Source organism: Psychroflexus sp. S27, from assembly GCF_002810405.1.
Classification (GTDB): domain Bacteria; phylum Bacteroidota; class Bacteroidia; order Flavobacteriales; family Flavobacteriaceae; genus Psychroflexus; species Psychroflexus halocasei_A.
In genome coordinates this window covers 59,118-84,892 of sequence record NZ_NEXQ01000025.1, presented here as the reverse complement: position 1 = coordinate 84,892, position 25,775 = coordinate 59,118, and the positions used below count along the sequence as shown (strand labels likewise).

Here is a 25,775-nt window from a genome sequence, read left to right as displayed (position 1 = left end):
AACCACTTTTAATGTTCACGATTTTACAAAAGTAAACCTATGATGAAGAAACCATTTGTATTCCTATTAATTTTTAGTTTTTCGTTAGTTTTTACACCACTTTATGCGCAGACATCAAGTAAGTTTAATATTGTTCTTGATGCTGGACATGGCGGTGAAGACTCTGGTAATACTGGAAACGGTTATTCGGAGAAAGATATTGCCCTCAAGATTGTTTTAAAAATGGGAGAACTTCTATCTTCTTATGATGATATTAATGTGATTTACACCCGTGATAAAGATGTGTTTATTCCTTTGCATAAAAGAGCACAGATTGCCAACGATTCAAAAGCTGATCTATTTGTTTCAGTCCACTGTAATGCGCACTCTTCAGATGCTTATGGTGCGGAAACATTTGTGCTAGGTTTACACAGAAATAAAGATAACCTTGATATTGCGATGAAAGAGAACTCAGTGATTAAACTGGAAGATGATTACGAAGTGAAATATGATGGTTTTGATCCTGAATCTCCTGAATCTTATATTGTTTTTAGTTTAATGCAAGAAGAATTTTTAGACCAAAGCATTTTATTGGCAGATTTTGTCCAGAAACAATTTACTGGTGTCCTTAATAGAAAAGATAGAAAGGTGAAACAAGCTGGTTTTTTGGTGCTTAGGGAAACTTATATGCCAAGTGTTTTAGTCGAAACTGGCTTCTTGACAAATAAAGCCGAAGGACGTTTTTTGAATTCTAAAAAAGGACAAGAAAAAATGTCTAACGCGATTATAGACGGATTGATTAATTACAAAAACATTATTAACCTAACAAGTGTTGATGCTCAAGTTGCAGGAATGAATGTGAATCAACAAGATTTAGTTGAGGATAAGGAAGGGATAAGCTTTAAAGTTCAGATTGCTGCCAGCTCAAATAATTTAGAGCCAAAACCATATAATTTTAACAAACTCTCGCCAATTAGTAAGCTGAAAAAGGGAAAGGTTTATAAGTACTTTTATGGTGAAGCAAAAAACTATCTTGATGCCAAAAATCTTAAGGACAAAGCTAAAGCAAACTCATACAAAGGAGCTTTTATTGTCGCCTTTGATGAAAATAATGAGATGATCAGTATTAAAGAAGCTCTTAATTATACATCTAAATAATCAGACTTAGTCCATAATTTATTACATTTGACGCTATAAAACAATTGATTTGAAACTAACACGAGAATTCAAAGCAGGACTTATCGCAGTGGCTGCAATATTACTTTTTATATTTGGTTACAGTTACCTTGAAGGAACTAACTTGTTGAAAAGTACAAGATTTTACTACGTCGTTTATGATGATGTTGAAGGACTTGGGACTTCATCACCCGTTACAATCAACGGGCTTCAAGTTGGCAAAGTGACCAACATTAGTTTTTTAGATGAAACTGGCGATATCATTGTTGAGATGGGAATCGAAAAAGATTTTCAATTTTCCAAAACAAGCTTTGTTAAAATTTATGGCGGAGATTTTATAGGAGGGAAATCAATCTCTATTGTTCCTGATTTTAAAAACTCTGAAATCGCTGTAAGCAATGATACTTTAGAAGGTCGTACTGAAGAAGGTTTACTCGAACTTGTCAACGAAAAACTTTCACCTCTACAAGAAAAGGTTGAAGGAACTGTTGTCAGCATTGATACTTTGATGAATGGCATCAACAGAATACTTGACAAAGAAACTGAAGATGATATTAAATTGACGATAGCTAATTTAAGTCAAACAATGCAATCATTATCAAAAACAGCTGAAAGGGTTGATAATCTTCTAAGTCAAAATTCATCTGGAATTACAAATTCTATCAATAACTTTGAAAAAACCTCTAATAATCTTTCAAAAATATCAGACAGTCTTTCTACTGTTGAGTACAAGAAAATGTTTACAGAAGTTGAGGAAACAATCAACAACTTGAATGCTGTTAGTGAAAAAATAAATAGCGAAGAAGGAAGTTTAGGACTTTTGCTTAAAGATAAATCACTTTATAACAACCTAGATAATGCAACTCACGAATTAGAGCTTTTACTTGAAGATATTAAAGAGAATCCAAAGCGATACGTACACTTTTCGCTCTTTGGAAAGAAAAACCAACCTTACCAAGAAGACTAAAACATTTATAATATGCAATTTATCCCACAAATTTTATTTCTGTTAGCCCTAGCGTTTGGACTAATTTTCTTTGCGCGAAATGTAAAACGCCTTAGAAGAAACATAAATTTAGGGCGAGATTTAGATAGGAGCGATCACAAAAGTGAACGCATGTCTAAAATGATGCGTGTTGCTTTAGGACAATCCAAAATGGTGACAAAACCTATAGCTGGTGCTTTACACGTGATTGTTTACGTCGGTTTTGTAATCATAAACATAGAAGTCTTAGAAATTATTATCGATGGTCTTTTTGGGACACACCGAATTTTTGCATTTTTAGGTCCTGTTTACGATTTTTTAATTGGGAGTTTTGAAATATTAGCACTTTTAGTTGCAATAAGTGTTATTCTTTTTTGGATCAGAAGAAACGTGATTAAAATTAGACGTTTTATCCTCAGTGAAATGAAAGGTTGGCCAAAAGATGACGCCAATTATATCCTTTATATTGAGTTGGTTTTGATGGCTTTATTCTTAACGATGAATGCTGCCGACTTGCATTTACAAACTGTTGGTGCTGCAGGTTATGCGCACGAAGCTGGTTTAGCTGGAGCTTTCCCAGTTAGCCAATTCATCTCGCCACTTTTTGATGGGATGTCTGTAGGAAGTGTTATCGCTATTGAAAGAGCAGCTTGGTGGATACACATTTTAGGAATTCTATTTTTCTTGAATTACTTATATTATTCTAAACATTTACATATTTTACTAGCATTCCCAAATGTTTATTTTTCAAATCTAAAACCACAAGGTGAGTTTAAAAACTTACAGGCTGTAACAGATGAAGTCAAAATGATGATGGATCCTGATGCAGATCCTTTTGCAGAACCAGCAGAAGGAGAAGATGATGAGATGCCAGCGAAATTTGGAGCTAGTGATGTTCAAGATTTATCTTGGTTTCAGTTATTGAGTTCTTATACTTGTACGGAGTGTGGTCGATGTACTGCTGAATGTCCAGCAAATCAAACAGGAAAATTATTGTCACCCCGTAAAATTATGATGGACACACGTGACAGATTGGAAGATGTTGGTGAAAAATTGAATAAAAATAAAGATTACAAACCAGAAGAAGATGATAAGCAACTTCTTGATGATTATATTACAAGAGAAGAATTATGGGCTTGTACCACTTGTAACGCTTGTGTAGAAGCTTGCCCTGTTGGTATTGATCCACTTTCAATCATTATGGACATGCGTCAATATCTGGTTATGGAAGAAAGTGCAGCTCCCGCAGAGCTTAATAATGCGATGACAAATATTGAAAATAATGCAGCTCCTTGGCCTTACAATCAGCAAGATCGCCTGAATTGGTCAAAAGAAGCATAATGAATAAAAAAGAATAAAACGAACTGACGATGAGTGAAGAATTAAAAGTGCCAACAATGGCGCAATATATGGCAGAAGGCAAAGAACCAGAAGTCTTATTCTGGGTAGGTTGTGCTGGAAGTTTTGATGATCGTGCTAAAAAAATCACAAAAGCTTTTGTGAAAATCTTAAATAAAATTGGTGTTGATTTTGCCGTTCTTGGGACTGAAGAATCCTGTACTGGTGATCCTGCAAAACGCGCTGGGAACGAGTTTTTATTCCAGATGCAAGCCATGACAAATATTGAGGTTTTAAATTCTTATGAAGTCAAAAAGATTGTTACAGCATGTCCACATTGCTTTAATACCATTAAAAACGAATATCCATCATTAGGCGGAGAATATAAAGTTGTTCATCACACACAATTCTTAAAAGGTTTGATGGATGAAGGCCGCTTAAAAATTGAAGGAGGTAAATTCAAAGGTAAGCGTATTACATATCACGATCCTTGTTATTTAGGTCGTGCTAACGGAGAATACGAAGCCCCGAGAGATTTATTGAGAAAACTTGATGTTGAGCTTGTTGAAATGAAAAGTTGTAAACAAAAAGGTTTATGTTGTGGAGCAGGTGGCGCACAAATGTTTAAAGATGCTGAAAAAGGTGATAAAGAAGTTAACGAACTTAGAACCGAACAAGCTATTGAAACAAAACCTGATGCCATTGCTGCTGGTTGCCCATTTTGTAATACAATGATGACGGATGGCGTTAAAGGAAAAAACAAAGAAGACGATATTGAAGTTTTAGATGTTGTTGAAATGATTGCAAATGCAGAAGACTTATAATTTATGTTAGTAAATTTTGACCAATTACCAGAAGATGCTCGCGTATGGATTTACCAAGCAGATAGAAGCATTTCTGAAGAGGAATTAAAAACAATGAAGCCTGAAGTTGAAGCTTTTCTGAAGGAATGGACAGCGCACGGCCAAGAGCTTAAAGTAGGTTATAAAATCCCTTATAATCGTTTTCTTGTTTTTGGATTAGACGAGTCTATGAGCGCAGCAAGTGGTTGCTCAATTGATGCTTCGATGAGGTTTATTCAAGCGCTTCAAGAAAAATACAAAATAGATTTATTAGATAAAATGAACGTCAGCTATAAGCACGGAGAATACGTCGCCTATAAACCTTTAAATGACTTCAAAAAAATGGTTAAACAAAAATCTGTTTCACCTCGTACAATAGTCTTTAATAATCTCGTTAATACTAAAGCAGAGTTTGATGAATATTGGGAAGTCCCTCTTGAAGAAAGCTGGCACAGTCGTTTTTTAAAATAGATTTATGACAAAAAAATTTCTTTTATTGGCTCTTTTAGTAGCCAATTTTTTTTACGCACAAAATACAAATCCTCTCATTGACGAATTAAATAAAGATGATCAACGTCAATGGGCTGATAGCATATATAAAAACATGAGTCTTGACCAGAAAATAGGTCAACTTTTCATGTTAGATATTTTTTCTAGTGCTTCAGATAAAGACATCAAGTTTTTAAAGCATCGCATAAAAAAATATCACATCGGTGGTATCATTTTCTCTAAAGGAACTGCAGAGGAACAAGTTAAATTGACTAATGAATTTCAGAAAATAGCTGAAACACCACTATTGATAGGTATGGATGCAGAGTGGGGCTTAGCCATGCGATTAGAAAATAGTTTTGCTTTTCCCTATAATATGACATTAGGTGCTATCGACGACAATAACTTGGTTTTTGATGTCGCTAAACAAATCGCTCAACACTCAAAACGCGTTGGTGTGCATTTCAATTTTGCGCCTGTTGTTGATTTAAATAGCAATCCAAAAAATCCAATTATCGGGAACCGTGCTTTTGGTGAAGGAAAACAAAATGTCACTTCGAAGTCAATCGCATTAATCAAAGGTTTTCAGAGTGAAGACGTCTTGACAAGTGCAAAACATTTTCCAGGTCATGGCGATACAGATCAAGACTCACATAAATTGTTGCCAAGTATAGACGCTGATTCAACTCGGTTGATGGATACTGAAATTTATCCTTATAGGAAATTGATAAATTATGGCTTAACCAGTGTTATGGTTGCCCATCTCAAAGTCCCTGCCTTAACAGATTCAGAAACTTTACCAACTTCTTTGTCTAAAAAAGTTGTGACTGATTTATTGCAAAATGAAATGAACTTTAAGGGTTTAATTTTTACAGATGCATTAAATATGAAGGGCGCAAGCCAATATGGCGGTCCTGGTGAAGCAGAGTTACAAGCATTTTTAGCAGGAAATGATATATTATTGATTCCGAATGATTTGGATGCTGCCTTTGATAAAATTAAAAAGGCATATAATGATGGTATCATCACGGATAAGCGTTTGTCAAACTCAGTAAGAAAGATACTATTTGCAAAGTATAAAGTTGGTTTAAAAAATTATCAACAAATAAGTCAAGTTAATTTAAAGCAAGATTTAGCAACAGATCAAAATAAAGCAACACGTTTTAAAGCTTTTCAAAAAGCCATCACTTTAGTTAAAAATGATTTAGGCTTATTGCCAATTGCTGATTTGCAAGATCATAAAATAGCTTATGTAAAATTAGGCGATGCTAAAGCAGAAAAATTCTATAATACTCTGACAGATTACGCAGAAGTTGATTATTTTACATCGGAATCTGACAAATTACTTGAGAAGCTTAAAACTTATCAAACTGTGATTATTGGACATCACAAATCTGATGAAACACCATGGAAGTCTTATGAATTAAGAAGTTTTGAAATCAAACTGATTCAGTTAATTGCCAAGCAAAATAACCTTGTGTTGGCCAATTTCACAAGTCCTTATGCTTTATTAGATTTAGATAGCTTCCTTCCGATTGAATCTATTATTCAGTCTTATCAAAATGCAGGTGAAGCACAGCAAGTAACAGCAGAAATTATTTTTGGCGCAAGTGAAGCTGTTGGTCAATTACCGGTTTCTGTAACTTCGGCTTATCCTGAAGGAACTGGTTTAAAAACCAAATCTTTAGGACGTTTAGGCTATGATTTTTTAGAGAATAAAAATTTTGATGCGACTAAATTAAGAAATCAAATTGATAGCATTGCAAATTTGGTTTTGTCAGATAAGATGTCACCAGGCTTTCAGCTTTTAATAGCAAAAGATAAAAAAATACTTTTTGAAAAATCTTATGGTTTTCATACTTACGATAAAAAGATAAATGTCAAAAATGATGACCTTTATGATTTGGCTTCCTTAACTAAAATTCTAGCAACATTACCGATTTTCATGAGGCTAGAAGAGGAGGATAAAGTTGACATTGAAGATCACATCAAAGATATTCTTCCCGCCTATAAAAATTCAAATAAAGGTGATATTTCTTTAAAAAGGATGCTTTCTCATTATGCAAAATTAGAAGCTTGGATTCCTTTTTACATCAATACTTTAGAAACTAAAAATGATTATTATAGAAATGAAAAGTCTGATGAATTTTCAATTCAAGTGGCTGATGATTTATATTTAAGATCTGATTATCAGGATTCTATTTATGAAAAAATTAAGCAATCAGAACTAAGAACAAGAGACGAATACAAATACTCTGACTTACCTTTTTATTTTTTAAAAGAATATATTGAAACAAGTTATCAGGATTCATTACAGAACTTAGTTCAAGACTTATTTTATAAACCTATGGGAATTCAAAATTTGTTTTATCTTCCTAGAGATCAAGCGCCATTGAATCGTATTGTTCCTACTGAAAACGATGAGCTATGGCGAGAGCAACTTATTCACGGTTTTGTTCACGATCAAGGTGCAGCAATGTTAGGAGGTATAGGCGGTCACGCTGGCTTATTTGGTAATGCTAAAAGTGTTGCTCAAATGATGCAGTTGTATTTGAATGATGGTTATTATGGTGGTAAAAACTACTTTCTACCACGTACATTACACACATTTAATAAATGTTATTATTGTGATGAAGATGTCCGTCGAGGTTTAGGTTTTGATAAACCTCAATTAGATGATGTTGGCCCGACTTGTGGCTGTCTTTCAATGACGAGTTTCGGACATTCTGGCTTTACAGGAACTTATGCATGGGTTGATCCTTCAACAGATATTCTGTATGTGTTTCTTTCAAATCGTATTTATCCTGATGCTACAAATCGTCAGTTAATTACTGAAGATATAAGAACAAAACTTCAACAGTATATTTACGACGCTTTACATGACTAATTTTGCGATGACTTTAAGATTTATTAGTTTCTAAAAGTTGTAATTTAGCTGCACAAATATATTTTGAATGAAAATAGCTATTGTCTGTTACCCAACATTTGGAGGAAGTGGTGTTGTGGCAACTGAACTCGGAATTGCTCTTTCCAAAAGAGGACATGAAATTCATTTCGTAACATACAAACAACCTGTTAGGCTCGAATATCTCTCAAATAAAATTAAGTATCATGAGGTGATTGTTCCTGAATATCCATTGTTTCATTATCAACCTTATGAATTGGCTTTATCAAGCAAGCTAGTTACAGTTGTTAAAGAGCATGATATTGACCTGCTGCATGTACATTATGCTATTCCGCATGCTTATGCTGGTTTTATGGCACAACAAATGTTGAAAACCGAAGGTATTGATTTACCTATGATGACAACTTTACACGGAACTGATATCACTTTAGTAGGAAGTCATTCTTTTTATAAACCAGCTGTCAATTTTAGTATTAATGAAAGCAATGTGGTCACTTCGGTTTCTCAGAGTTTAAAAGAAGATACGAAAGCTATTTTTGATATTCATAAAGAAATTCATGTTGTTCCAAATTTTATAGATTTTCAAAATTTACCAAAAAATATAGGTGAATGTCAACGTGATTTAATGGCTGAAGATGATGAAAGAATTATCACACATGTCAGCAATCTTAGACCTGTAAAACGTATAGATGACTTGATAAAAGTTTTTCATAAAGTACAGCAAAAGATCAAATCGCGTTTAATTATTATCGGTGATGGTCCTGAACGTGAAAATGCTTCAAAACTAGCACATGAACTCGGTATTAGAGAGAAGATTATGTTTCTTGGAAAAAGTAATGAGATTGAAAAGATTTTATGCTATTCAGATTTATTTCTTCTACCATCAGAAAAAGAAAGCTTTGGTTTAGCAGCGCTTGAAGCAATGGCTTACGGCGTTCCTGTAATTTCAACTGATGTTGGTGGTGTGCCAGAAGTTAATATAGATGGTCAATCGGGTTATTTAAGTGCTTTAGGAGATATTAATGATATGGCAAATAATGCCATTAAAATATTAGAAAATACTGATACATTAGACAAATTCAAACTACGTGCTAGAGATATTGCATTAAATTTTGACATGCAAAATATAGTTCCTCAATATGAAAAACTATATGAAACAATGTTAAATGGTAACTCTTAATTTTTTTGCTTAGAATCCATTTGCTCTATTTTTAAAGTCTCCTTCGGAAAATTACTTTTATTAAAATCCAAAGATCTTATAGGGTAAGGGATATTGATGTTTTCTTTATCAAGCGCTTTTTTAATCAGTACAATCGCTTTATGCTGAGCTGTATAAATATCTTTTTGATTAACGATATTTGTCCAAAAACGAGTGATAAATTGAATTGAACTTGTTCCAAATTCAGTGTAGAAAAATTCAATTTCTTCATTCCCAGATTGTTTGAAATTATCAGCTAAAACCTTTTTGACTAATTTTTCAGCTTGATCTAAATCACTGTCAAAACTCACACGACTTTTAATTGTTATGCGTCCGCGTTTAGTACTCGATAAGTTTTCAAAAACAGATTCAACTATTTTTGAATTAGGAACCATAACATGTGTGTTTGCAGCAGTTTTGATAACAACGCTTCGCAAGTTAACTTCAATAACATGACCTGCGTGATCATGGGTTCTTATCCAATCACCAATTTTTATGTTCTTAATAAAACTGATGATGACACCAGAAAAAGTATTGTTTAATGAAGTTTGAAGTGCTAAACCAACTGCCAAACCAACGACACCAGCTCCAGCTAAAATTGTGGTTAATACTGTGTCGAGGTTAAGAATACCAAGCATCACAAAGAAACCAACGAGAACAATGACAACTTTAATGATCTTCACCATCACAAGTTGAAGTGAAAGTTCAGTTTTGTGACGTTTAAAAATTCTAGTCGCTAATCTGCCAATATATTTTGCTGAGAGTAGAAATAAAATAAAAACGATAACTGCAATAATTAAATTGGGTAAACTATCGATGAAGTTGTTTATCCAATTAAATATCTTATCGTAAAAAGAAGACCAGACGTTTTTAGTCTGGTCTATAAATTCAGTTTCTTTTTTAGGGTTTTGCATGTGTGCTTAAAGATTGTATTAATGTGTAGAAGCCCAAGCATCTAACATCCAGCTTGTCTTTTCAAGTTCACGAATATAAGCACCAACCAAATCAATTGTTCCTTCATCGTCATTTTTATCTGCAACATCAATCACTTGACGCATTTGCTGAATGATTTTACTATGATCAGCTAAAAGATTTTTAACCATATCAGCATCACTGATGTAAGACTCAGATTCTTCTAAGTTTGATCTTTTTAAGTAATCAGATAGGTTACTGACTGGACTTAAACGAAGTGTTAAAATACGTTCAGCGATTTCATCAATCTTGACCATTGCATCATCATACATTTCTTCAAACTTAATATGTAAGTCGAAGAAGTTTTTACCTCTGATGTTCCAGTGGTAATTTCTTAATTTTTGATAATATAATTGGTAATCTGCTAAAAGTGTATTGAGTTCACCAACTGTCTTTTTGGTTTTCTCGTCATCTAGATTTAAATATCCCATTTTGTATATAATTTTTATGAATTACGGTTTGATGATAAATTTAATTTTTCTCTAATCTTTTTTGAAACTTGTCCACCAGAAACGCCATATCCGTCAACTAAAGTTCCTTTAACGCCATCGGTTGTTGTGATTGCGTATAGTATAGAGTTGTCAGAAGGATTGGACATTCCTTCAAAACGATAAACATTGTCAACAATAAAATCCTCTCCAGTAAATGAGTTTTTATCATCAGTTGTTTTTAGGTGAGTTTCAGTGAGTTTAAAATCCATTGTATAACCTTCAGATTTTAATTTATTCATTCTTTGCGATAATGTATCAGGGCTTTCCATAATGTTTTTTGTTAAAGCTAATAATATCTCACGTCTAAAGCAATTTGAAGAAGCCTTTTAAATAAAAATTAACGTTCAATTGCCATCATCTTTTTTGTTCATAAATGAAAATAATCCCATTGGTAGAGCTAGAAAAATAAACAGGAACCGACCTGTGACTAAGCCATAAAGCGTTACGATTGCAGCAATGATGTAGAGAATATTTGTTCTATTGAATTTCATTCATTGAGTTTTATCAAATTTATTCAATTTTGATGACTTTTCATCACAAGTTCATCTTGGTTTCTAAACTTAGTTTCTCAGTTATTGCTTACATTTGCATTTCAAATTTTTAATCAATATTATAGATGAAAGCAGGCATTGTCGGATTACCAAATGTTGGGAAATCAACTTTATTTAATTCCTTATCAAACGCTAAAGCGCAAAGTGCTAATTTTCCTTTTTGTACTATCGAACCGAATATTGGAGTTGTTAATGTGCCAGACCCAAGGTTGAGTAAACTTGAGGAGCTTGTGAAGCCTGAGCGCGTTTTGCCAGCAACTGTTGAAATTGTTGACATTGCAGGTCTTGTGAAAGGAGCCAGTAAAGGTGAAGGTTTGGGTAACCAATTTTTAGGAAATATCCGAGAAACAGACGCTATTCTTCATGTATTAAGATGTTTTGATGATGACAATGTTGTTCACGTTGATGGAAAAATCAATCCATTAAATGATAAGGAAACGATTGACATTGAACTTCAATTAAAAGATCTTGAGGCTGTTGATAAAAAATTAGAGAAAACTAAAAGAGCAGCTAAAACAGGTCAAAAAGAAGCGCAAAGAGAATTTGCTATTCTTGAGAAATTGAAAGAAGGTTTAGAAGCTGGTATTTCAGTTAGAGCGATCGATATTGATGAAGATGATAGAGATGAATTTGTAACACCAATGCAATTTATCACAGACAAACCAGTTCTTTATATATGTAATGTTGATGAAAAATCAGCAGTTGACGGAAATGCTTATGTCGAGCAAATTAAAGAAGCTGTTAAAGATGAAAATGCTGAAGTCTTAGTTCTTGCAGTAGGTATTGAAGCTGATATTTCTGAATTGGAAGATTTTGAAGAACGTCAAATGTTTTTAGAAGATATCGGTTTAGAAGAAGCAGGCGCTTCAAAACTGATTCGGACAGCTTACCGTTTACTCAATCAGCAAACTTATTTTACAGCTGGTGTTAAAGAAGTGAGAGCTTGGACAGTGAAAGTTGGAGCAACAGCGCCAGAAGCGGCAGGTGTGATTCACACAGATTTTCAAAAAGGTTTTATTCGTGCGGAAGTTATTGCTTACGACGATTTTGTAAAATACGGAAGCGAAGCCAAAGTGAAAGAGGCTGGTAAATTGAGTGTCGAAGGAAAAGAGTATATTGTTCAGGATGGAGATGTGATGAACTTTAGATTTAATGTATAAAATAATTTAGAATGGAAATTAATAAATATATTGACCATACTTTGCTGAAGCCAACAGCAAGTTTTGATCAAATCGATAAAATTTGTGAAGAAGCAAAAAAATATGAATTTGCAAGTGTTTGTATCAATCCTTGTTTTGTAAAATATGCAGCTGAGCAACTGAAAGGTTCTTCAGTTAAAGTTTGTACAGTGATTGGTTTTCCTCTTGGAAATACAACAACACAAGCAAAAGTTGATGAAGCAAAGCAAGCTTTAAAAGATGGTGCAGATGAGTTTGATATGGTTTTAAATCAATCTTGGATAAAATCAAATAAAATAGAAGATGCGCAAGCCGATATTGCAGCAGTTAGAAAAGCAATAGGAGACAAACTTCTTAAAGTGATTTTAGAAACTTGTAATTTAACCGATGAAGAAATCGCAAAGGCATCGCAGATTTCAGAAAAAGCAAAAGCAGATTATGTGAAAACTTCTACTGGTTTTGGAAGCGAAGGTGCAACGCCGGAAGCTGTCAAAATTATGAAAGCAAACATTTCTGATCAAGTTAAAATAAAAGCTTCTGGAGGGATACGTGACCTTGAGACAGCTGAAATGTATATCAATCTTGGAGTGAGCAGATTAGGCGCCTCATCTGGCGTTCAAATCATGCAAGGAAAAACTTCAACTCAAAACTATTAATTATTATGGGAGTTCACATTAACGCAAATCCTGGAGATGTTGCAGAAACAGTCTTAATGCCAGGTGATCCTTTGAGAGCAAAATGGATTGCAGAAACTTTTTTAGAAGATGCTAAATGCTACAATACTGTCAGAAATATGCTAGGTTACACTGGTACTTATAAAGGTGTTCCTGTTTCTGTGCAAGGGAGCGGAATGGGCTTGCCTTCTTTTAGTATTTACGCACATGAGTTAATTCATGATTTTGGTGCGAAAAAATTAATTCGTGTTGGGAGTGCAGGCGCGATGAAAGAGCATGTCAAACTTAGAGATGTTGTCATTGCAATGTCTGCTTCAACAACTTCATCGATTAACAGAAGCCGTTTTGATGGTGGTGATTATGCACCAACAGCAAGTTTTGATCTTTTCAAAAAAGCCTTAAAAATTGCTGATGAAAAAAATATTGATGTAAAAGCAGGAAATGTTTTATCGTCAGATTTATTTTACACAGATCAAAAAGATGATTACAAAAAATGGGCTGATTATAACGTGCTTTGCGTTGAAATGGAAGCTGCTGCTTTGTACACGATTGCAGCTAAGTTTAATGTTGACGCTTTGGCCGTTTTAACGATTTCAGATTCTTTGGTAACAGGAGAAGTGACTTCGACTGAAGATAGAGAAAAGACATTTAACCAAATGATTGACATTGCTTTAGGTTTAGCTTAAACAATGCAAACGATATTACAACAATATAAAGCGTTTTTTGAAACGCCTTTACTGATTAAGAATCCTGATATGTTAGACCATGTCGGGATTTTTGATTTTGATAAAAAACAGATTTCAAAACCTGATATTGAGGATTTAAAAAGCTTTCAAAAATTAGGTTTTATCGGGAAACGCGCTGAGCTTTTTGCAAAATATGTTTTAGAAAACTCTTCTGATTATCGATTGCTTTCTCATAGTTTACAAATATTTGACGATAAAAAAACTTTAGGTGAATTTGATTTTATCTTTCAAGATTTAAACACTTCTGAAATTATTCATTTGGAAATGGTTTATAAAGTTTATCTATTTGACTCAAGACTTTCTGACAATCTTGATTTATGCTGGATCGGCCCGAATAGAAAAGATTCTTTTCATGAAAAATATGAAAAGTTGATGCAGCACCAGTTTCCATTATTATATCATTCTGAAACTGCAAAAGACTTATCTCAACTTAACATAGATTCAGCAGATTCAATTCAGCAAAAATTGCTTTTTAAAGCCATTCTTTTTAGAAGATATAAGGAAGATCTTCCTCAATCTGATTTTTTGAATACTGATCAAATTGCAGGAATTTGGTTGTATTGGGGCGAGTTTCTTAAAGACGAATGGCATGATGCTGTTTATTTTAAACCTGATAAAGTGAATTGGTTTAATACTATTGATGTTGAAAATTCAGCTTGGATTAGTCATCAAGAAATTAAATCACAAGTGAAAGCTGAGTATGCCATTAATAGAAATCCGATGTTATGGGTAAAAAAAGATAGACAAATCTTAAAGATTTTTGTCGTTCAATTGGATTTCTAAGTAATATCAGAAAGCACTTCTTATATTTGCTGAAAAAATTCTATGAATACTTTAAAAGCTTTAAACTGGCGATATGCTGCCAAAAAGTTTCAGGCAGACAAAATAGTTTCAGATGAGAAGCTTGATATTATTACTAAAGCTTTTAATTTAACACCTACGTCTTACGGGTTGCAACCTCTTCGATTAGCCGTTGTCAGTGATCCTGATTTGAAGTATCGTCTTTATGAAAAAAGCATGCATCAAGAGCAGGTGAGGACAGCGTCGCATATTTTGGTGATTTGTATTGAAGACATTGTTGATTCAGCTTTTATAGAAAATAACTTTGAGTTGCAAAAAGAAATCAGAAATACACCTGATGAGGTTTTGGCGCCATTTCGTAATTTCTTGCTTGAATTCTTTAAGGAAAAAGATAAAAGCGAAAAAGATAAATGGGCGATTAATCAAGCTTATCTAGCTTTAGGAAACCTATTAACTGTTTGTGCTAAGGAAGAAATAGATGCTTGCCCAATGGAAGGTTTTCAGCCAGATGCTTATGGAGAAATTCTGAAGTTAAAAGAAAAATCATTAAAACCTGTTTTGGTTTTACCAATTGGTTATCGCGATGAAGAAGATCAATTTGCTTCTTTTGAAAAAGTGAGAAGACCAATAGAGGAAACAATTATTTATTATAAATAAAAAAGGTGGTTTTATTAAAAACCACCTTTTTAGTATTCTCAAAGAAATACAAATATTACTTTTCGTTCTTTCTTTTATCAATACGCTCTTGAGCAATTTTCATTGCTGCTTTTTGCGTAGTCATTTTGTTTTCTTCAGCTGTTTTTAAAATCTCTAAAGTTGTGTTGTAAATGTTTTCAGTTTTCTCCATCACTTCCTCGCGTTTAAAGCCTTTGAGTTCACCGTAAACATTAATTACACCTCCAGCATTTATCAAGAAGTCTGGTGCGTAAACGATACCTTTGTCAAGCAACATTTGACCATGTTTCTCCTCTTCAGCCAATTGATTATTTGCAGCACCTGCAATCACTTTAGCTTTCAGTTTATTAATTGTTTCGTCGTTAACAGTTGCACCTAAAGCACAAGGAGAATAGATCTCAACATCTGCTGTGTAAATATCATCACCTTCAAAGATTTTAGCGCCGTACTTGTTAGCAACTTCTTCTAAACGCTCTTTGTTAATATCAGTGATAAAAACTTCACCACCTTCTTCACGAATGTGTTTAACGACAGTTTCGCCAACATTTCCGATACCTTGTACAAGCACTTTAATGCCTTTAAGCGTATCAACGCCAAGCTTAAATTTAGCAGCAGCTTTCATCCCCATGAAAACACCGTAACCTGTCACAGGTGAAGGATTCCCTGATCCACCTAAGCTTTCAGAAATACCAGTCACATGTTTAGTCACTTCACGAACTGTATCCATATCTTCAGTTGCCATACCAACATCTTCAGCAGTGATATATTTTCCGCTTAAAGAATCGACAAACTTACCGAAGCGACGCATTAATTCTGGTGTTTTTTGAGTTTTAGCATCACCGATAATCACAGCTTTACCGCCACCTAAATCAAGACCAGTAATGGCACTTTTAAAAGTCATTCCACGTGATAAACGTAAAACATCATTTAAAGCTTCCCATTCGCTTTCGTAATTCCACATTCTTGTTCCACCTAAAGCAGGTCCTAAAGTTGTGTCATGAATTCCGATGATTGCTTTTAGTCCAGTTTCTTTGTCATAGCAAAAAACAACCTGTTCATGGTCATCAAAAGAAAGCTGTCCGAAAACTGGCGCAACCTTTTTTAAATCTTGACCTTTTATTAATTCTGCATCCATATGATTGATAATTTAATGTTATTAATTTCTCAATAGAGTATGCACAAAAGTAAGATTTGTTTGAAGATTAATAACGAAATTGTTCTTAAAATAAAAATACAATAACGATTAGACTGTAAAAGAAAAGTAGAAATTCAATTTCTTTGAAATTAAACTTTGATAATTCTAAATATTTTGTATTTAATTTAATATATAAGTTATATTATTTTGAATAATTCAATAAAATAATTTCTGATTAACATTGTAATTTGCTAATAACCAGTTGCTTGTGTTTTTATCTGTTTGTTAAATTTTAAATCAGAATTAAATGATAAGCAAATAGGTTGCTTTTTCAATTATTTAGTGTTCTATTTAAAAAATGCAGCGCTTCATGTTGAAGAGCTGCATTGTCATTTATTCTTTAATAAGCTTAAGATCAAGTTCTTTACCTTCTTTGTTTTTTGCTTTGATAAAATAGATTCCTTTGCTTAAATCTTCAATAATATAAGGAGAATTGACAGCTTTTGTTTCATTAAAACTCTTGACTTCTTGCCCTAAGGTGTTGAAAATCTTGACAGCTTCTAAAGCTTGATTAAAACGGATTACATGACTTGCAGGATTAGGATACATCGAGAGTTTTTGACTGATTTGTGGTTGATCAGTTGATAAGCCCTGAGGTTCTTTATCCATCAAAATCATAAATTCTCCTGCGTCTAAACTAATGCTTTGGTTTGTTTGTGTAATTGAAATATAACTGTCATCAACAAAATTATACCAATTGCCAGTTGAAGGAAATTCTGGAGAAATAGAAGTTTGTGTCACGCCAAAGTTTCCAATGATCACAATTTCTTCAACATCATCAGTTGACGGATTATCATGTGTTAATTTGATGATCTTTTGATCATTATCACTCGTATTTACACTGAAATTTGTTGTTTTAAAAATGTTTTCATTATTTCTGAGGTTTATCAATTCAGCCCAAGAATCATGTAAACTTTTTCTGTTATTATTGTTTAAATAATTCCAGACAATAGGTTTTGGTGAAGTTCGACAATCATTGTTGATAGAGCCATCTTCGCAATAATTAATACTATAATCATAACCTAATTCCCCAAATTGCCAGATCATTTTTGGCCCAGGAACTGTAAAGAAAAATGCACCAGCCATCTTCATTCTATCCAAGGCAGTATTGAGGTTTGTGACGTCGTAACTTCCTGAATTATTTCCAAATTCTAAATTTTTATGCATCAAGCGTTCTTCATCATGACTTTCCATATAACTCACATTGGATGCTGTTGTCCAGCCACGATTTTGATAATTAACGCCTGAGAAGTCAGAATTGTCATAACCCATTGTGGCTTGGTTATATTGAAAGTTCAAGTTTCCCCAAACCATCATACCAGGTTCGTTGCTTTGAGTAGTTGCACGGTGATTTATCAATTCCGTTTCTTCTGCATTTGGGGCAAAATGTTCTAAAATTACATAAGCATCATTATCAATCGCACGAATTTGGTTGTACATTCTTTTTAAAATGGCAATACGTGATGCATCATTGGTGCCTCCATCTCCAGGTGTGTTGGTGAAGCCTTTAGTAAAGTCAAATCTAAAACCGTCAATATTGTATTCTTCTAGCCAGAAACGATTCATTTCATCTAACCAATTTTCTGTAAATGTTGAAGTGTGGTCGATATCATTAAAAAATTGAAATGCTGTATTCGGATCGTTTTGATTAAAAAGTGGATTATCAGCAGTTGCCTGTCCTTCATAACATCCGTTACAGTTATTATACATTCTGAAGTAAGGACTTTGACCAGTTCCGTGATTATAAACCACATCTAAAATAACAGCAATTCCGCGTTGGTGTGCAGCATCTACAAAAGCTTTAAAACTTTCTGGCGAGCCATAATATTTGTCTAAAGCCATGTGGAAAGATGGATTGTAACCCCAAGAAATATTGTCATCAAATTCATTAACAGGCATCAATTGAATTGCGTTAATGCCCAAGTCTTCGAGGTAATCGAGTCTGTCTATAAGTGCTTGAAAAGAGTGATTTTCATCAAAATCTCTCAATAAAACTTCATAGATCACTAAATCTTCCTGTTGAGGTCTTTCAAAATTTGTGAATTGCCAGTCATATTCATTATATCTAAACCAGCTTACAATTTCTGATGTTTCTGTAGGATAATCTGGAATGTTTGCAAAAGTTGTTTCATTAATATAAGTATCATTAAATGGATCTAACACTAAAGTTGAGTAGGGATCAGCAACTCTGATTTGTCCTTCAATGAGATACTGAAATAAAAAATCAGTTGACCAACTTGAATTTTCGGGAATATCAATTGTTAACCAAAACTTATTTAGTGTAGAATCTTTCTTCATTAAGAAATTAGAATTCATTTCCCAGTTATTAAAATCGCCAATTACATGAATAAAATCTTTGTTTGGTGCTTCTAAAACCAAAGTTATTTCGTTTGGTGTTGACACATCGTAATTAATGCCATTTTTTAAACCACTAGGTAATGATTCTTCAACAGGTGTTGGCGTAATCACTGCTGAAAATAGAAAGCTTTCGCTCGCATTTGAATCTGTATGATTTGCAACAAGCTCAAAATCCGTATCAGAATTTACAGTATAATTATAAGTAAAATTAGTGTTTGCTGCTACTGAAGAAATCAATGTGTTATTTGCGTATAATTCAAAATCAGAAGTCAGGTTTGACTCCGCAGAAATTGTGAATTGATCACCAGCGTTTAAAATTGTTAAGTCTTGTGTTGGCTGATTTAGGGTCACTTGATAAGTGCCAACGGGTATTAGATAATCTTGTGTTTTCTTGTCACCACTACCATTTTTAGCTTTTGCTAAAACACCAATTTCAGAAATGTCGGTGTTATTAAATAGGGTAGAAGGGATGAATGTAAATGAAAAACTTCCGTCTCCATTATTTGTCATTTTTTGAGCTTCATCAGAGCTTGACCATTGTCCATTTGTTGGCGAATCAGATTCTACGCCATTTGAGTCAGTGTACCACATCCATAAGTATAAATCAGATGTACTCCATAGGTTAGCGTTAACATCATCCACAGTAATTGTCACTTGTTGATCAGCGTCAAAAAATTCTGGGCTTGTTGTAAATGTGCCTGTTTGTGTTTGAGCATAATTGCAAAATACAATGAAGCTCAAAATGAGTGTGTAAAAATATTTCATCTTTAAAGATTTTAAAATTAAAAAAGCTGCTTTTCAGGCTTAAGTCAGTTTCATTTATCAAAGATTAATTATAACCCTTCAAGCGTTCTTTTTTCAAAATAAAGAACTTAAATGAATGACTTCTCAGCGATGAAAAGCAGCTTTATATTATGAGATTTCAGTCTATTTTACTCTTCCCAAGGGAAAAATGAAATTGTTGGTGGATTCGCTGAAAAATCTAACTCAATATTATAAATACCAGGTGTCGTAACAGGAATGTCATCACCATCTTCTTCTAAAGTTCCATCGTTTCCGTTATCGCCGTAATTAACATCTGAGTTTTCATTTTGTCTGACTTTAACATCACCGAGCATAAGTTCAACACCGTTGGCGTAAAACTTACCATCTTCAGTTCCTAAATCTGGCAAAAATTTCACATCAGGTGCATCCCAACCGAAAGTTGTTCCATCACCAGTTAAGCCCCATAAATTAGTTTCTTCAAGATTATAAGTCAAGTTTTTAAAATCAACTGTAACGATGTAATGTCCTGCTGTTACAGCGATATTATCACCACCAGAGACAAGTGAGCCGTTGCTACCACCAAAATCGGTAACGAATTCTTCATTTTGTCTAAACTTGATCTCACCATCTGTTAATGTAATAGCTGCTACCCAATTGTCATTAAAAGCATTGTAGTGTAATTTTACATCAGGTGCATCCCAACCGTAGATCGTAGCATCACCAACAATTCCCCAAGAAAACTCTTCCATTGTATAGGTTAAATTATTGAGGTTTAAAGTGATTCTGTAATCACCAGCTGTGACTGGAATGTCCGCACCACCTTCATCTAAGGTTCCGTTATTATCATTATCACCATAATCAAAATTCCATTGGTTATTTTTTCTAAATTTGATATCACCATCACGTAAACTTGTATATGCGACAATGATTCCATCTTCAGAAGTTGTATAAAAAGGAATATCTTGAATTGGTGTTTCTGGTGTAGATGACCATCCACCAGGTGTTGCATCTCCAACAACTCCAAAATCTGTCGATAAATCTAAGATTGAAGAAAAAGCGGTGACTTGCAAAGTTGATACAGGAGAATAAATACTTTTTGCTTGGCTTAAAATCACTTTTAAGCGCATTTCAACATCAGTTTCCTGTAAAGGTGTGATTCCGATGTTTAATAAAAGCTTGTTTAACTCATCTGACGTAAAAGTCTTTGAAAGTTCTGATCCAACGGCAACTGTTTTTGCGCTAGCAAAATCATTTCCAGCCAAGTCAATTTCTATGTTATACTTCGGTACAGCAAGGAAACCAAAGTCTGGCTCTTGCCAAGTCACTTCTAGAATATCCTCATCAGCATTTTCTTTTGTCATCACGACAACATCATCTGAAAGATTCAGATTTGTTGTTGCGTTTTCATTAATTACTGTAAAATCATCGTCATCTTCACAGCTGATAAAAATAGCTGCAATAAAAATGAAGAGAAATTTTGTATAAAATTTAGTAGCCATCATTTTGTGTAAGATTTGGGTTAATCGTTAATAAATCATTTGGGATAGGGAAGAGGCGTCTATAAGTTGGCGCAGAAACACCATCTTGCACACCACCTTTAAATGGCCATAAATATTGATTAGTTGTGAATTGCTCATAACGAATCAAATCTGTTCTTCTTTGACCTTCCCAATAAAGCTCGCGTGATCTTTCATCTAAGACGAATTGTAAATCTAAATCACCACTTGTGATGTTTACTGAGTTATTTCCATAAGCTCTTTCTCTTAATTCATTGATTAAGTTCACTGCACGTGATGCGTTTCCACCGCCGCCTCTTAATGTTGCCTCAGCATAATTCAGGTACATTTCAGCTAAACGAATGATAGGTAAATCAGTGTCAACAAAATCTCCTGTTGAGTCACTTCCTGGATTTCCATTTGAATCGATATTTCTGAATTTCGTTACAGTTAACCCTTCTTCAAATGTTGCAACATCATTGATCTCCAAAGTTTGCCCATCAGTATAAAACATCGCTCTAGCATCAGGTAAACTTTCATAAATACTTTGAATTGCGTAAGTGTTGTCATTTAGATTAAGTGTGATCACAACGCGACCAGTTGTTTCTACAGCAATGTTGTCACCGTCAGAAATAAGGTTTCCATTTTCGCCACCAAAGTTTTCAGCCCAATCATCATTTTTTCTAAACTTCAATTCACCTTCAGTTAATTCTGTGAAGATTTTATAAACATTTGATGCTGATTCATACATATCTGTATCAGGATCTGCCCAACCATTTGGTGTTGAGTCACCGATAATTCCCCAGTCAGACACAGGACCAATATTTGCGTTTAGTTCAGCATTTGTTTTGACAAATTTGTTCACAAATGCTTCAGTCGTTCTGTTACCAGCCCAACCACCGTTGATACCAAATTCTGCTGGATTCATTGTTCCACCAACAGCCGCATGAACTAAAAATGTTGTTCCGCCAAAAGTTTGAGATTGAATACCATCAAAATTTAAGGTAAAAATAAATTCTTTTTGAGCACCGTTTGTGTTGTTATCGGCCAAGAATAACTCATCGTAAGCACTTCCGTTGCCATTAGCGTCTGTTGTATTGATGCTGTAGCTTGAGTTAATTGCTTTTTCTGAATAAGTGACAGCATCATTGTAACGCGGTGTTCCTATAAAAGATTCAGCATTTAAATATAATCTTGATAACAGAGCCCAAGCAGCAACACGATCAACACGTCCGTATTCATTTGCGCCACTATCAGCCAATTGATCTTCAATTTCTAAAAGTTCTTCTTCAACAAAATTAAAAATCTCTTCACGAGAAGCTTGTTGAGGTAAATCAGTTGAAATTTCAGTTGTTAAAGGCACATTTCCGTATAAATCCATCAAGTTATAATAAGCAAAAGCTCTTAAGAATCTCGCTTCAGCAATAAATTGATTCACTTCTTCATCAGCTAATAATTCAGCATTTGAGATAAAAGAGTTTGTAAATGAAACCTCTTGTGCTAAACGATAATACATCGCTTCAGTAAAGTCGTTACCTGATGACCAAGATAAACCGTGTAAATCTGGTAAACCAGGGTCACCCCAACCAACAATAGCTTGATCAGTTGTAAGTTCATTTAGGTTAAACAGCATTCTAGAGAATTGTGAAAAACCTTCATCAATTCCTGAAATATCTGGTTGTCCTGCTGGACCTTGTTGTCCTGTTAATGCTAAACTCGCATAAAGTTTTGCAAGTGCTCCTTTAGCTTGGCTTGCATTTGCAAAAACGTCTTCTTCTGTCGTACTGTCTGGATCAATTGGTGTTTGATTCAAATCATCATGACATGATACCAATGTGAAAAATGAGATCAGAGCGACTAATAAAGTATTAAATTTTATTTTCATCATTTCTTATTTTATAAGTCAACATTTAATCCTAAAACAAATGTTCTAGGGCGTGGGTAAAAATTGTTATCGATACCTCCAGAAATCTCTGGGTCGATGCCGTCATAATCTGTTACAGTTAATAAATTCTGAACAGATCCGTAAACTCTAAACTGAGTATTTCCTGAAACACTGTTGAAATTGTAACCAAGTGTCACATTATCAATTCTAAAGAATGAAGCATCTTGAATATGATAATCACTCAGTAAACCTCTTTGTGTAATATTTTTAAAACCTGTATTAAAATAATTACTATGTAAGTTAGATAACATTTGGTTTTCAGTCGCTTTACGCTCGTAACTATTTGCTGAAGCAACGTTGTTATAAGCGTAGTTTCCTAAACTAACTCTAGATTGAACTGATAAATCCCAGTTTTTATAGCTTAAGTTTGTGTTGAAGCCCATGAGAACATCAGCGTAAGGGTTTTCCTTGATGTATCTATCATCATCGTTAATTACGCCATCATTGTTTCTATCGACGTAAACGCCTTCAATAGGACTTCCGTTACTGTCGTAAACTTGCTCATAAACATAATAGCTGTAAGGCGTTTCACCTTCTCTGTGAAGTTGAATGTTGTTTCCTGTACCACCAGAAATTCCACCAACATTTTGCTCATCTGGTAAATTAGTGATTTTGTTATCGTTAAACGATACATTGTAACCTAAATTCCACGACCAATCATCAGTATCAATGGCTTTGTAATTGATAGCAAACTCAATTCCTTTGTTTTCCATATCACCGATGTTTTTATCGATTTTGTTTCCAAAGTTTGTAAATGGATCAACAAGTGTAAAAGCAATTAAGTCTTCCGTTTTCTTGATATAAGCGTTGATAGAACCGCTCACTTTTTCATCTAATATGGAATAGTCAAGACCAACATTTATTGTAGATCCAACTTCCCATTTCAGATCTTCATTGTAAGGCTCTGGTCTGTAAGTTTGATAAAAACTATTTCCGATTTGGTAATTAGCTGTTGATTGACTCGATGTGTAACGTGTTAAGAAGTTATAATCTCCCAAACCATTAACGTTACCAACTTGTCCGTAACCACTTCTTAATTTTAAAACATTAAAAAAGTCTGATTCATCCATAAAGCTTTCGTTATGAATATTCCAAGCTGCTGAGAAAGACGGGAAATAGCCCCAGCGGTCATCTGGATTTAATTTTGAAGAAGCATCTGCTCTTAGTGATGCTGTCAATAAATAACGACTATCATAACTATAATTAGCTCGTCCAAAATAAGATAAAAGGACATTTCTTGAACGATCTATAAACTCGGCTGTGTTGCCTTGCTCTTCTTTTTCACTATCAAAAGAATAGTTGTCATATTCAAATTTCTGATAAGAATAACCAGCAACAGCTGTTAAGCTGTGCACATCTTCAAAGGTATTATCGTAAGTTAAATACGCATCAAAAAGTTGATTTTTTTGAGTTTGTTGAAAAGTTGTTCTAGCACCGTTTCTTAAACCACCAACTTGGTCATCTGTAGGCATTTGATCTGAAGTAATTGTACGTCCGTGACTATTTGATTCATCATAACCAACATTCACAGTCGCTTTAACATGTTCAGTTAAATCATAATCAGCTTGTAAGTTTGTGATCACACGTCTGACTTCTGAGTGGTCATCAACCAAATTAAGCAGAGCAACAGGGTTAGTGTCTGCTAAAGAACGTTGTGCACCAGTTTGAGGGTCAATCCAAGCGAAATATCCGCCAAATGGAGAATTTGAATCGTAGATTGGTTGCGTTGGGTCAAAGTTTACTGCTGAACCAATCGCATCACGGTTAGCAAATATGTTTTCAACATAAGAACCTCTGACATTTAAAGTCACCTTTAATTGATCATCAAAAAAACGAGGCGTTAAATTTAATCCGCCAGTAAATCTTTTAAAGTTATCACCTCTCAAAATCCCATCTTGATTTGTATAACCGATAGAAGCTCGCATTGGCATAAAGCCGAAAGCGTTTCCTAAAGCACTCATATTAAATTCTTCACCAGTGGCTTGCTCTTTGTAAATTTGTTCTTGCCAATCTGTTGAAGCGTCACCTAATCTTCCAATTTGATCAGGAGTTCCTACATTATTAACAAGGTTTCTAAATTCAGAAGCCGTCATGACATCAACAGTTTCTAATTTGCTTCTGACAGTTCTTTTTAAAGAAACATCATATCTAAATTCTTTAGTGTCTTTACCTTTTTTTGTTGTGATTTGGATAACACCATTAGCTGCTCGTGAACCATAAATTGCTGTCGCTGAAGCATCTTTTAAAACTGTCATGCTTTCAATATCATTTGGGTTGATAATATTGAGTGGGTTTCGAGAACCACCAACACCACCATTATCAATAGGAATACCATCAATCACATAAAGCGGTTGATTCTCTAATGAAAGTGAACCGAGACCACGGATGGTAATTGTTTGTCCATCACCAGGAGCACCACTTGCTGAAGTGACGTTAACACCTGCTACTTTACCAGTAATTAATTCTTGAGCAGAGTTGATCGGACCTTTATTAAAGTCTTCAGAGCTGACCATGTCAACTGCACCTGTCAAATCTTCTTTTTTTGCTGTTCCGTAACCAATCACGAGAACCTCTTCAAGTATAGAGGCATCCTCTTTCATGATGACGTCAATTTCACTTTGTCCTGTATAAGTAATCTCTTGACTTTTAAAGCCTAAGTAAGTAAAAACAAGAACTTGATTTTGTTCGACAACGATTGCGTAATTTCCGTCGAAATCGGTCGTTGTTCCTTTATTCGTGTTTTTAATAATGATATTGACACCAGGGATAGCGCCACCATCTTCACCTGTAATTGTCCCTTCAACAGAATCTTGTGCAAAGAGACACATCGGTAAAAACATGAGTAAGAAACCCAATTGTTTAATAGTTTGCATACGTGTTAATTTTGGTTAAAAATTGATATACTTTTACTTCCATTTCTAAAGATAGGCAAACTACAAGCACACTTTAAAATAAGAAATTAACTATAACGTTTGCGTGTTGAAAAGTTTTGCAATTAATTGATAATTATCAGTTT

General features: G+C 34.1%; 21 protein-coding genes. 12 read left to right on the top strand and 9 right to left on the bottom strand.

Translation table 11 applies throughout. From position 1 onward, the window contains the following. Positions 1–39 precede the first annotated feature (39 nt). The 7 genes from CAP47_RS10640 to bshA all read left to right on the top strand — a co-directional run bounded on the left by CAP47_RS10640 (position 40) and on the right by bshA (position 8,894). The gene (locus CAP47_RS10640; RefSeq protein WP_100776614.1) at positions 40–1,137 is read left to right on the top strand and encodes an N-acetylmuramoyl-L-alanine amidase; all 1,098 of its coding nucleotides are present in this window, start codon (positions 40–42) and stop codon (positions 1,135–1,137) included. Positions 1,138–1,186: 49 nt separating this feature from the next. Next, complete coding sequence (locus CAP47_RS10635; RefSeq protein WP_238141041.1) at positions 1,187–2,122, top strand: MlaD family protein; 936 nt, start codon at positions 1,187–1,189, stop codon at positions 2,120–2,122. A gap of 12 nt (positions 2,123–2,134) precedes the next feature. Next, positions 2,135–3,481 carry a (Fe-S)-binding protein gene (locus CAP47_RS10630; protein ID WP_100776612.1) on the top strand — a complete coding sequence of 449 codons (1,347 nt, stop codon included), beginning with the start codon at positions 2,135–2,137 and terminating at the stop codon, positions 3,479–3,481. A 29-nt stretch (positions 3,482–3,510) separates the two neighbouring features. Beyond that, positions 3,511–4,302, top strand: a complete 792-nt coding sequence (locus CAP47_RS10625) for a (Fe-S)-binding protein (protein WP_100776611.1) — start codon at positions 3,511–3,513, stop codon at positions 4,300–4,302. A 3-nt stretch (positions 4,303–4,305) separates the two neighbouring features. Further along, complete coding sequence (locus CAP47_RS10620) at positions 4,306–4,791, top strand: ABC transporter ATPase (protein WP_100776610.1); 486 nt, start codon at positions 4,306–4,308, stop codon at positions 4,789–4,791. A gap of 4 nt (positions 4,792–4,795) precedes the next feature. After that, on the top strand, positions 4,796–7,696 hold the full coding sequence (locus tag CAP47_RS10615) for a glycoside hydrolase family 3 N-terminal domain-containing protein (protein WP_100776609.1): 2,901 nt from the start codon (positions 4,796–4,798) through the stop codon (positions 7,694–7,696). Between the two features lie 67 nt (positions 7,697–7,763). Then, on the top strand, positions 7,764–8,894 hold the full coding sequence (gene bshA, locus CAP47_RS10610; RefSeq protein WP_100776608.1) for an N-acetyl-alpha-D-glucosaminyl L-malate synthase BshA: 1,131 nt from the start codon (positions 7,764–7,766) through the stop codon (positions 8,892–8,894). Here the strand turns inward: bshA and CAP47_RS10605 are convergent. From CAP47_RS10605 to CAP47_RS12400, 4 genes are all read right to left on the bottom strand, one after another. After that, complete coding sequence (locus CAP47_RS10605; protein WP_100776607.1) at positions 8,891–9,826, bottom strand: mechanosensitive ion channel family protein; 936 nt, start codon at positions 9,824–9,826, stop codon at positions 8,891–8,893. The genes bshA and CAP47_RS10605 overlap by 4 nt on opposite strands. Positions 9,827–9,844: 18 nt before the next feature. After that, positions 9,845–10,315, bottom strand: a complete 471-nt coding sequence (locus CAP47_RS10600; protein WP_100776606.1) for a Dps family protein — start codon at positions 10,313–10,315, stop codon at positions 9,845–9,847. 14 nt (positions 10,316–10,329) lie between these two features. Continuing rightward, positions 10,330–10,644: a phosphoribosylpyrophosphate synthetase gene (locus CAP47_RS10595; RefSeq protein ID WP_100776605.1), complete on the bottom strand. Its 315-nt coding sequence runs from the start codon at positions 10,642–10,644 to the stop codon at positions 10,330–10,332. A 75-nt stretch (positions 10,645–10,719) separates the two neighbouring features. Continuing rightward, a complete protein-coding gene (locus CAP47_RS12400) occupies positions 10,720–10,866 on the bottom strand; it encodes a hypothetical protein (RefSeq protein ID WP_192869990.1) in 147 nt (48 codons plus the stop codon). 125 nt (positions 10,867–10,991) lie between these two features. Here CAP47_RS12400 and ychF point away from each other — a divergent pair, with 125 nt between their 5' ends. Genes ychF through CAP47_RS10570 form a run of 5 tightly spaced genes read left to right on the top strand, consistent with a single transcriptional unit; the run spans position 10,992 to position 14,982 of the window. Next, positions 10,992–12,086, top strand: coding sequence for a redox-regulated ATPase YchF (gene ychF, locus CAP47_RS10590; RefSeq protein WP_100776604.1), 1,095 nt, complete (start codon positions 10,992–10,994; stop codon positions 12,084–12,086). A gap of 11 nt (positions 12,087–12,097) precedes the next feature. Then, on the top strand, positions 12,098–12,760 hold the full coding sequence (gene deoC, locus CAP47_RS10585) for a deoxyribose-phosphate aldolase (RefSeq protein ID WP_100776603.1): 663 nt from the start codon (positions 12,098–12,100) through the stop codon (positions 12,758–12,760). 5 nt (positions 12,761–12,765) lie between these two features. After that, positions 12,766–13,464 (top strand): purine-nucleoside phosphorylase, encoded by a 699-nt coding sequence (deoD, locus tag CAP47_RS10580; protein ID WP_100776602.1) that lies wholly within the window; start codon positions 12,766–12,768, stop codon positions 13,462–13,464. A gap of 3 nt (positions 13,465–13,467) precedes the next feature. Further along, positions 13,468–14,307, top strand: a complete 840-nt coding sequence (locus CAP47_RS10575) for a DUF1853 family protein (RefSeq protein ID WP_100776601.1) — start codon at positions 13,468–13,470, stop codon at positions 14,305–14,307. 42 nt (positions 14,308–14,349) lie between these two features. Continuing rightward, complete coding sequence (locus tag CAP47_RS10570) at positions 14,350–14,982, top strand: nitroreductase family protein (RefSeq protein ID WP_100776600.1); 633 nt, start codon at positions 14,350–14,352, stop codon at positions 14,980–14,982. Between the two features lie 55 nt (positions 14,983–15,037). Here the strand turns inward: CAP47_RS10570 and CAP47_RS10565 are convergent, their stop codons facing one another. The 5 genes from CAP47_RS10565 to CAP47_RS10545 all read right to left on the bottom strand — a co-directional run bounded on the left by CAP47_RS10565 (position 15,038) and on the right by CAP47_RS10545 (position 25,632). Further along, entirely contained in the window at positions 15,038–16,135 is a 1,098-nt protein-coding gene (locus CAP47_RS10565; RefSeq protein WP_100776599.1) for a Glu/Leu/Phe/Val family dehydrogenase, read from the bottom strand. A gap of 393 nt (positions 16,136–16,528) precedes the next feature. Next, entirely contained in the window at positions 16,529–19,318 is a 2,790-nt protein-coding gene (locus CAP47_RS10560; protein ID WP_100776598.1) for an alpha-amylase family glycosyl hydrolase, read from the bottom strand. 167 nt (positions 19,319–19,485) lie between these two features. Then, positions 19,486–20,817 (bottom strand): SusE domain-containing protein, encoded by a 1,332-nt coding sequence (locus tag CAP47_RS10555; RefSeq protein ID WP_192869989.1) that lies wholly within the window; start codon positions 20,815–20,817, stop codon positions 19,486–19,488. Beyond that, positions 20,807–22,699, bottom strand: a complete 1,893-nt coding sequence (locus CAP47_RS10550; protein ID WP_100776596.1) for a RagB/SusD family nutrient uptake outer membrane protein — start codon at positions 22,697–22,699, stop codon at positions 20,807–20,809. The genes CAP47_RS10555 and CAP47_RS10550 overlap by 11 nt, the downstream gene beginning before the upstream one ends. A gap of 11 nt (positions 22,700–22,710) precedes the next feature. Then, positions 22,711–25,632 carry a SusC/RagA family TonB-linked outer membrane protein gene (locus CAP47_RS10545; protein ID WP_100776595.1) on the bottom strand — a complete coding sequence of 974 codons (2,922 nt, stop codon included), beginning with the start codon at positions 25,630–25,632 and terminating at the stop codon, positions 22,711–22,713. Positions 25,633–25,775: the final 143 nt, after the last annotated feature.

Bases quoted from the DNA above. Each gene is read 5' to 3' on its own strand.
- CAP47_RS10640 (WP_100776614.1), top strand. From the start codon at position 40: ATGATGAAGAAACCATTTGTATTCCTATTAATTTTTAGTTTTTCGTTA.
- CAP47_RS10630 (WP_100776612.1), top strand. From the start codon at position 2,135: ATGCAATTTATCCCACAAATTTTATTTCTGTTAGCCCTAGCGTTTGGA.
- CAP47_RS10625 (WP_100776611.1), top strand. From the start codon at position 3,511: ATGAGTGAAGAATTAAAAGTGCCAACAATGGCGCAATATATGGCAGAA.
- CAP47_RS10620 (WP_100776610.1), top strand. From the start codon at position 4,306: ATGTTAGTAAATTTTGACCAATTACCAGAAGATGCTCGCGTATGGATT.
- CAP47_RS10615 (WP_100776609.1), top strand. From the start codon at position 4,796: ATGACAAAAAAATTTCTTTTATTGGCTCTTTTAGTAGCCAATTTTTTT.
- bshA (WP_100776608.1), top strand. From the start codon at position 7,764: ATGAAAATAGCTATTGTCTGTTACCCAACATTTGGAGGAAGTGGTGTT.
- CAP47_RS10605 (WP_100776607.1), bottom strand. From the start codon at position 9,826: ATGCAAAACCCTAAAAAAGAAACTGAATTTATAGACCAGACTAAAAAC.
- CAP47_RS10600 (WP_100776606.1), bottom strand. From the start codon at position 10,315: ATGGGATATTTAAATCTAGATGACGAGAAAACCAAAAAGACAGTTGGT.
- CAP47_RS10595 (WP_100776605.1), bottom strand. From the start codon at position 10,644: ATGGAAAGCCCTGATACATTATCGCAAAGAATGAATAAATTAAAATCT.
- CAP47_RS12400 (WP_192869990.1), bottom strand. From the start codon at position 10,866: ATGAAATTCAATAGAACAAATATTCTCTACATCATTGCTGCAATCGTA.
- ychF (WP_100776604.1), top strand. From the start codon at position 10,992: ATGAAAGCAGGCATTGTCGGATTACCAAATGTTGGGAAATCAACTTTA.
- deoC (WP_100776603.1), top strand. From the start codon at position 12,098: ATGGAAATTAATAAATATATTGACCATACTTTGCTGAAGCCAACAGCA.
- deoD (WP_100776602.1), top strand. From the start codon at position 12,766: ATGGGAGTTCACATTAACGCAAATCCTGGAGATGTTGCAGAAACAGTC.
- CAP47_RS10575 (WP_100776601.1), top strand. From the start codon at position 13,468: ATGCAAACGATATTACAACAATATAAAGCGTTTTTTGAAACGCCTTTA.
- CAP47_RS10570 (WP_100776600.1), top strand. From the start codon at position 14,350: ATGAATACTTTAAAAGCTTTAAACTGGCGATATGCTGCCAAAAAGTTT.
- CAP47_RS10565 (WP_100776599.1), bottom strand. From the start codon at position 16,135: ATGGATGCAGAATTAATAAAAGGTCAAGATTTAAAAAAGGTTGCGCCA.
- CAP47_RS10560 (WP_100776598.1), bottom strand. From the start codon at position 19,318: ATGAAATATTTTTACACACTCATTTTGAGCTTCATTGTATTTTGCAAT.
- CAP47_RS10555 (WP_192869989.1), bottom strand. From the start codon at position 20,817: ATGGCTACTAAATTTTATACAAAATTTCTCTTCATTTTTATTGCAGCT.
- CAP47_RS10550 (WP_100776596.1), bottom strand. From the start codon at position 22,699: ATGAAAATAAAATTTAATACTTTATTAGTCGCTCTGATCTCATTTTTC.
- CAP47_RS10545 (WP_100776595.1), bottom strand. From the start codon at position 25,632: ATGCAAACTATTAAACAATTGGGTTTCTTACTCATGTTTTTACCGATG.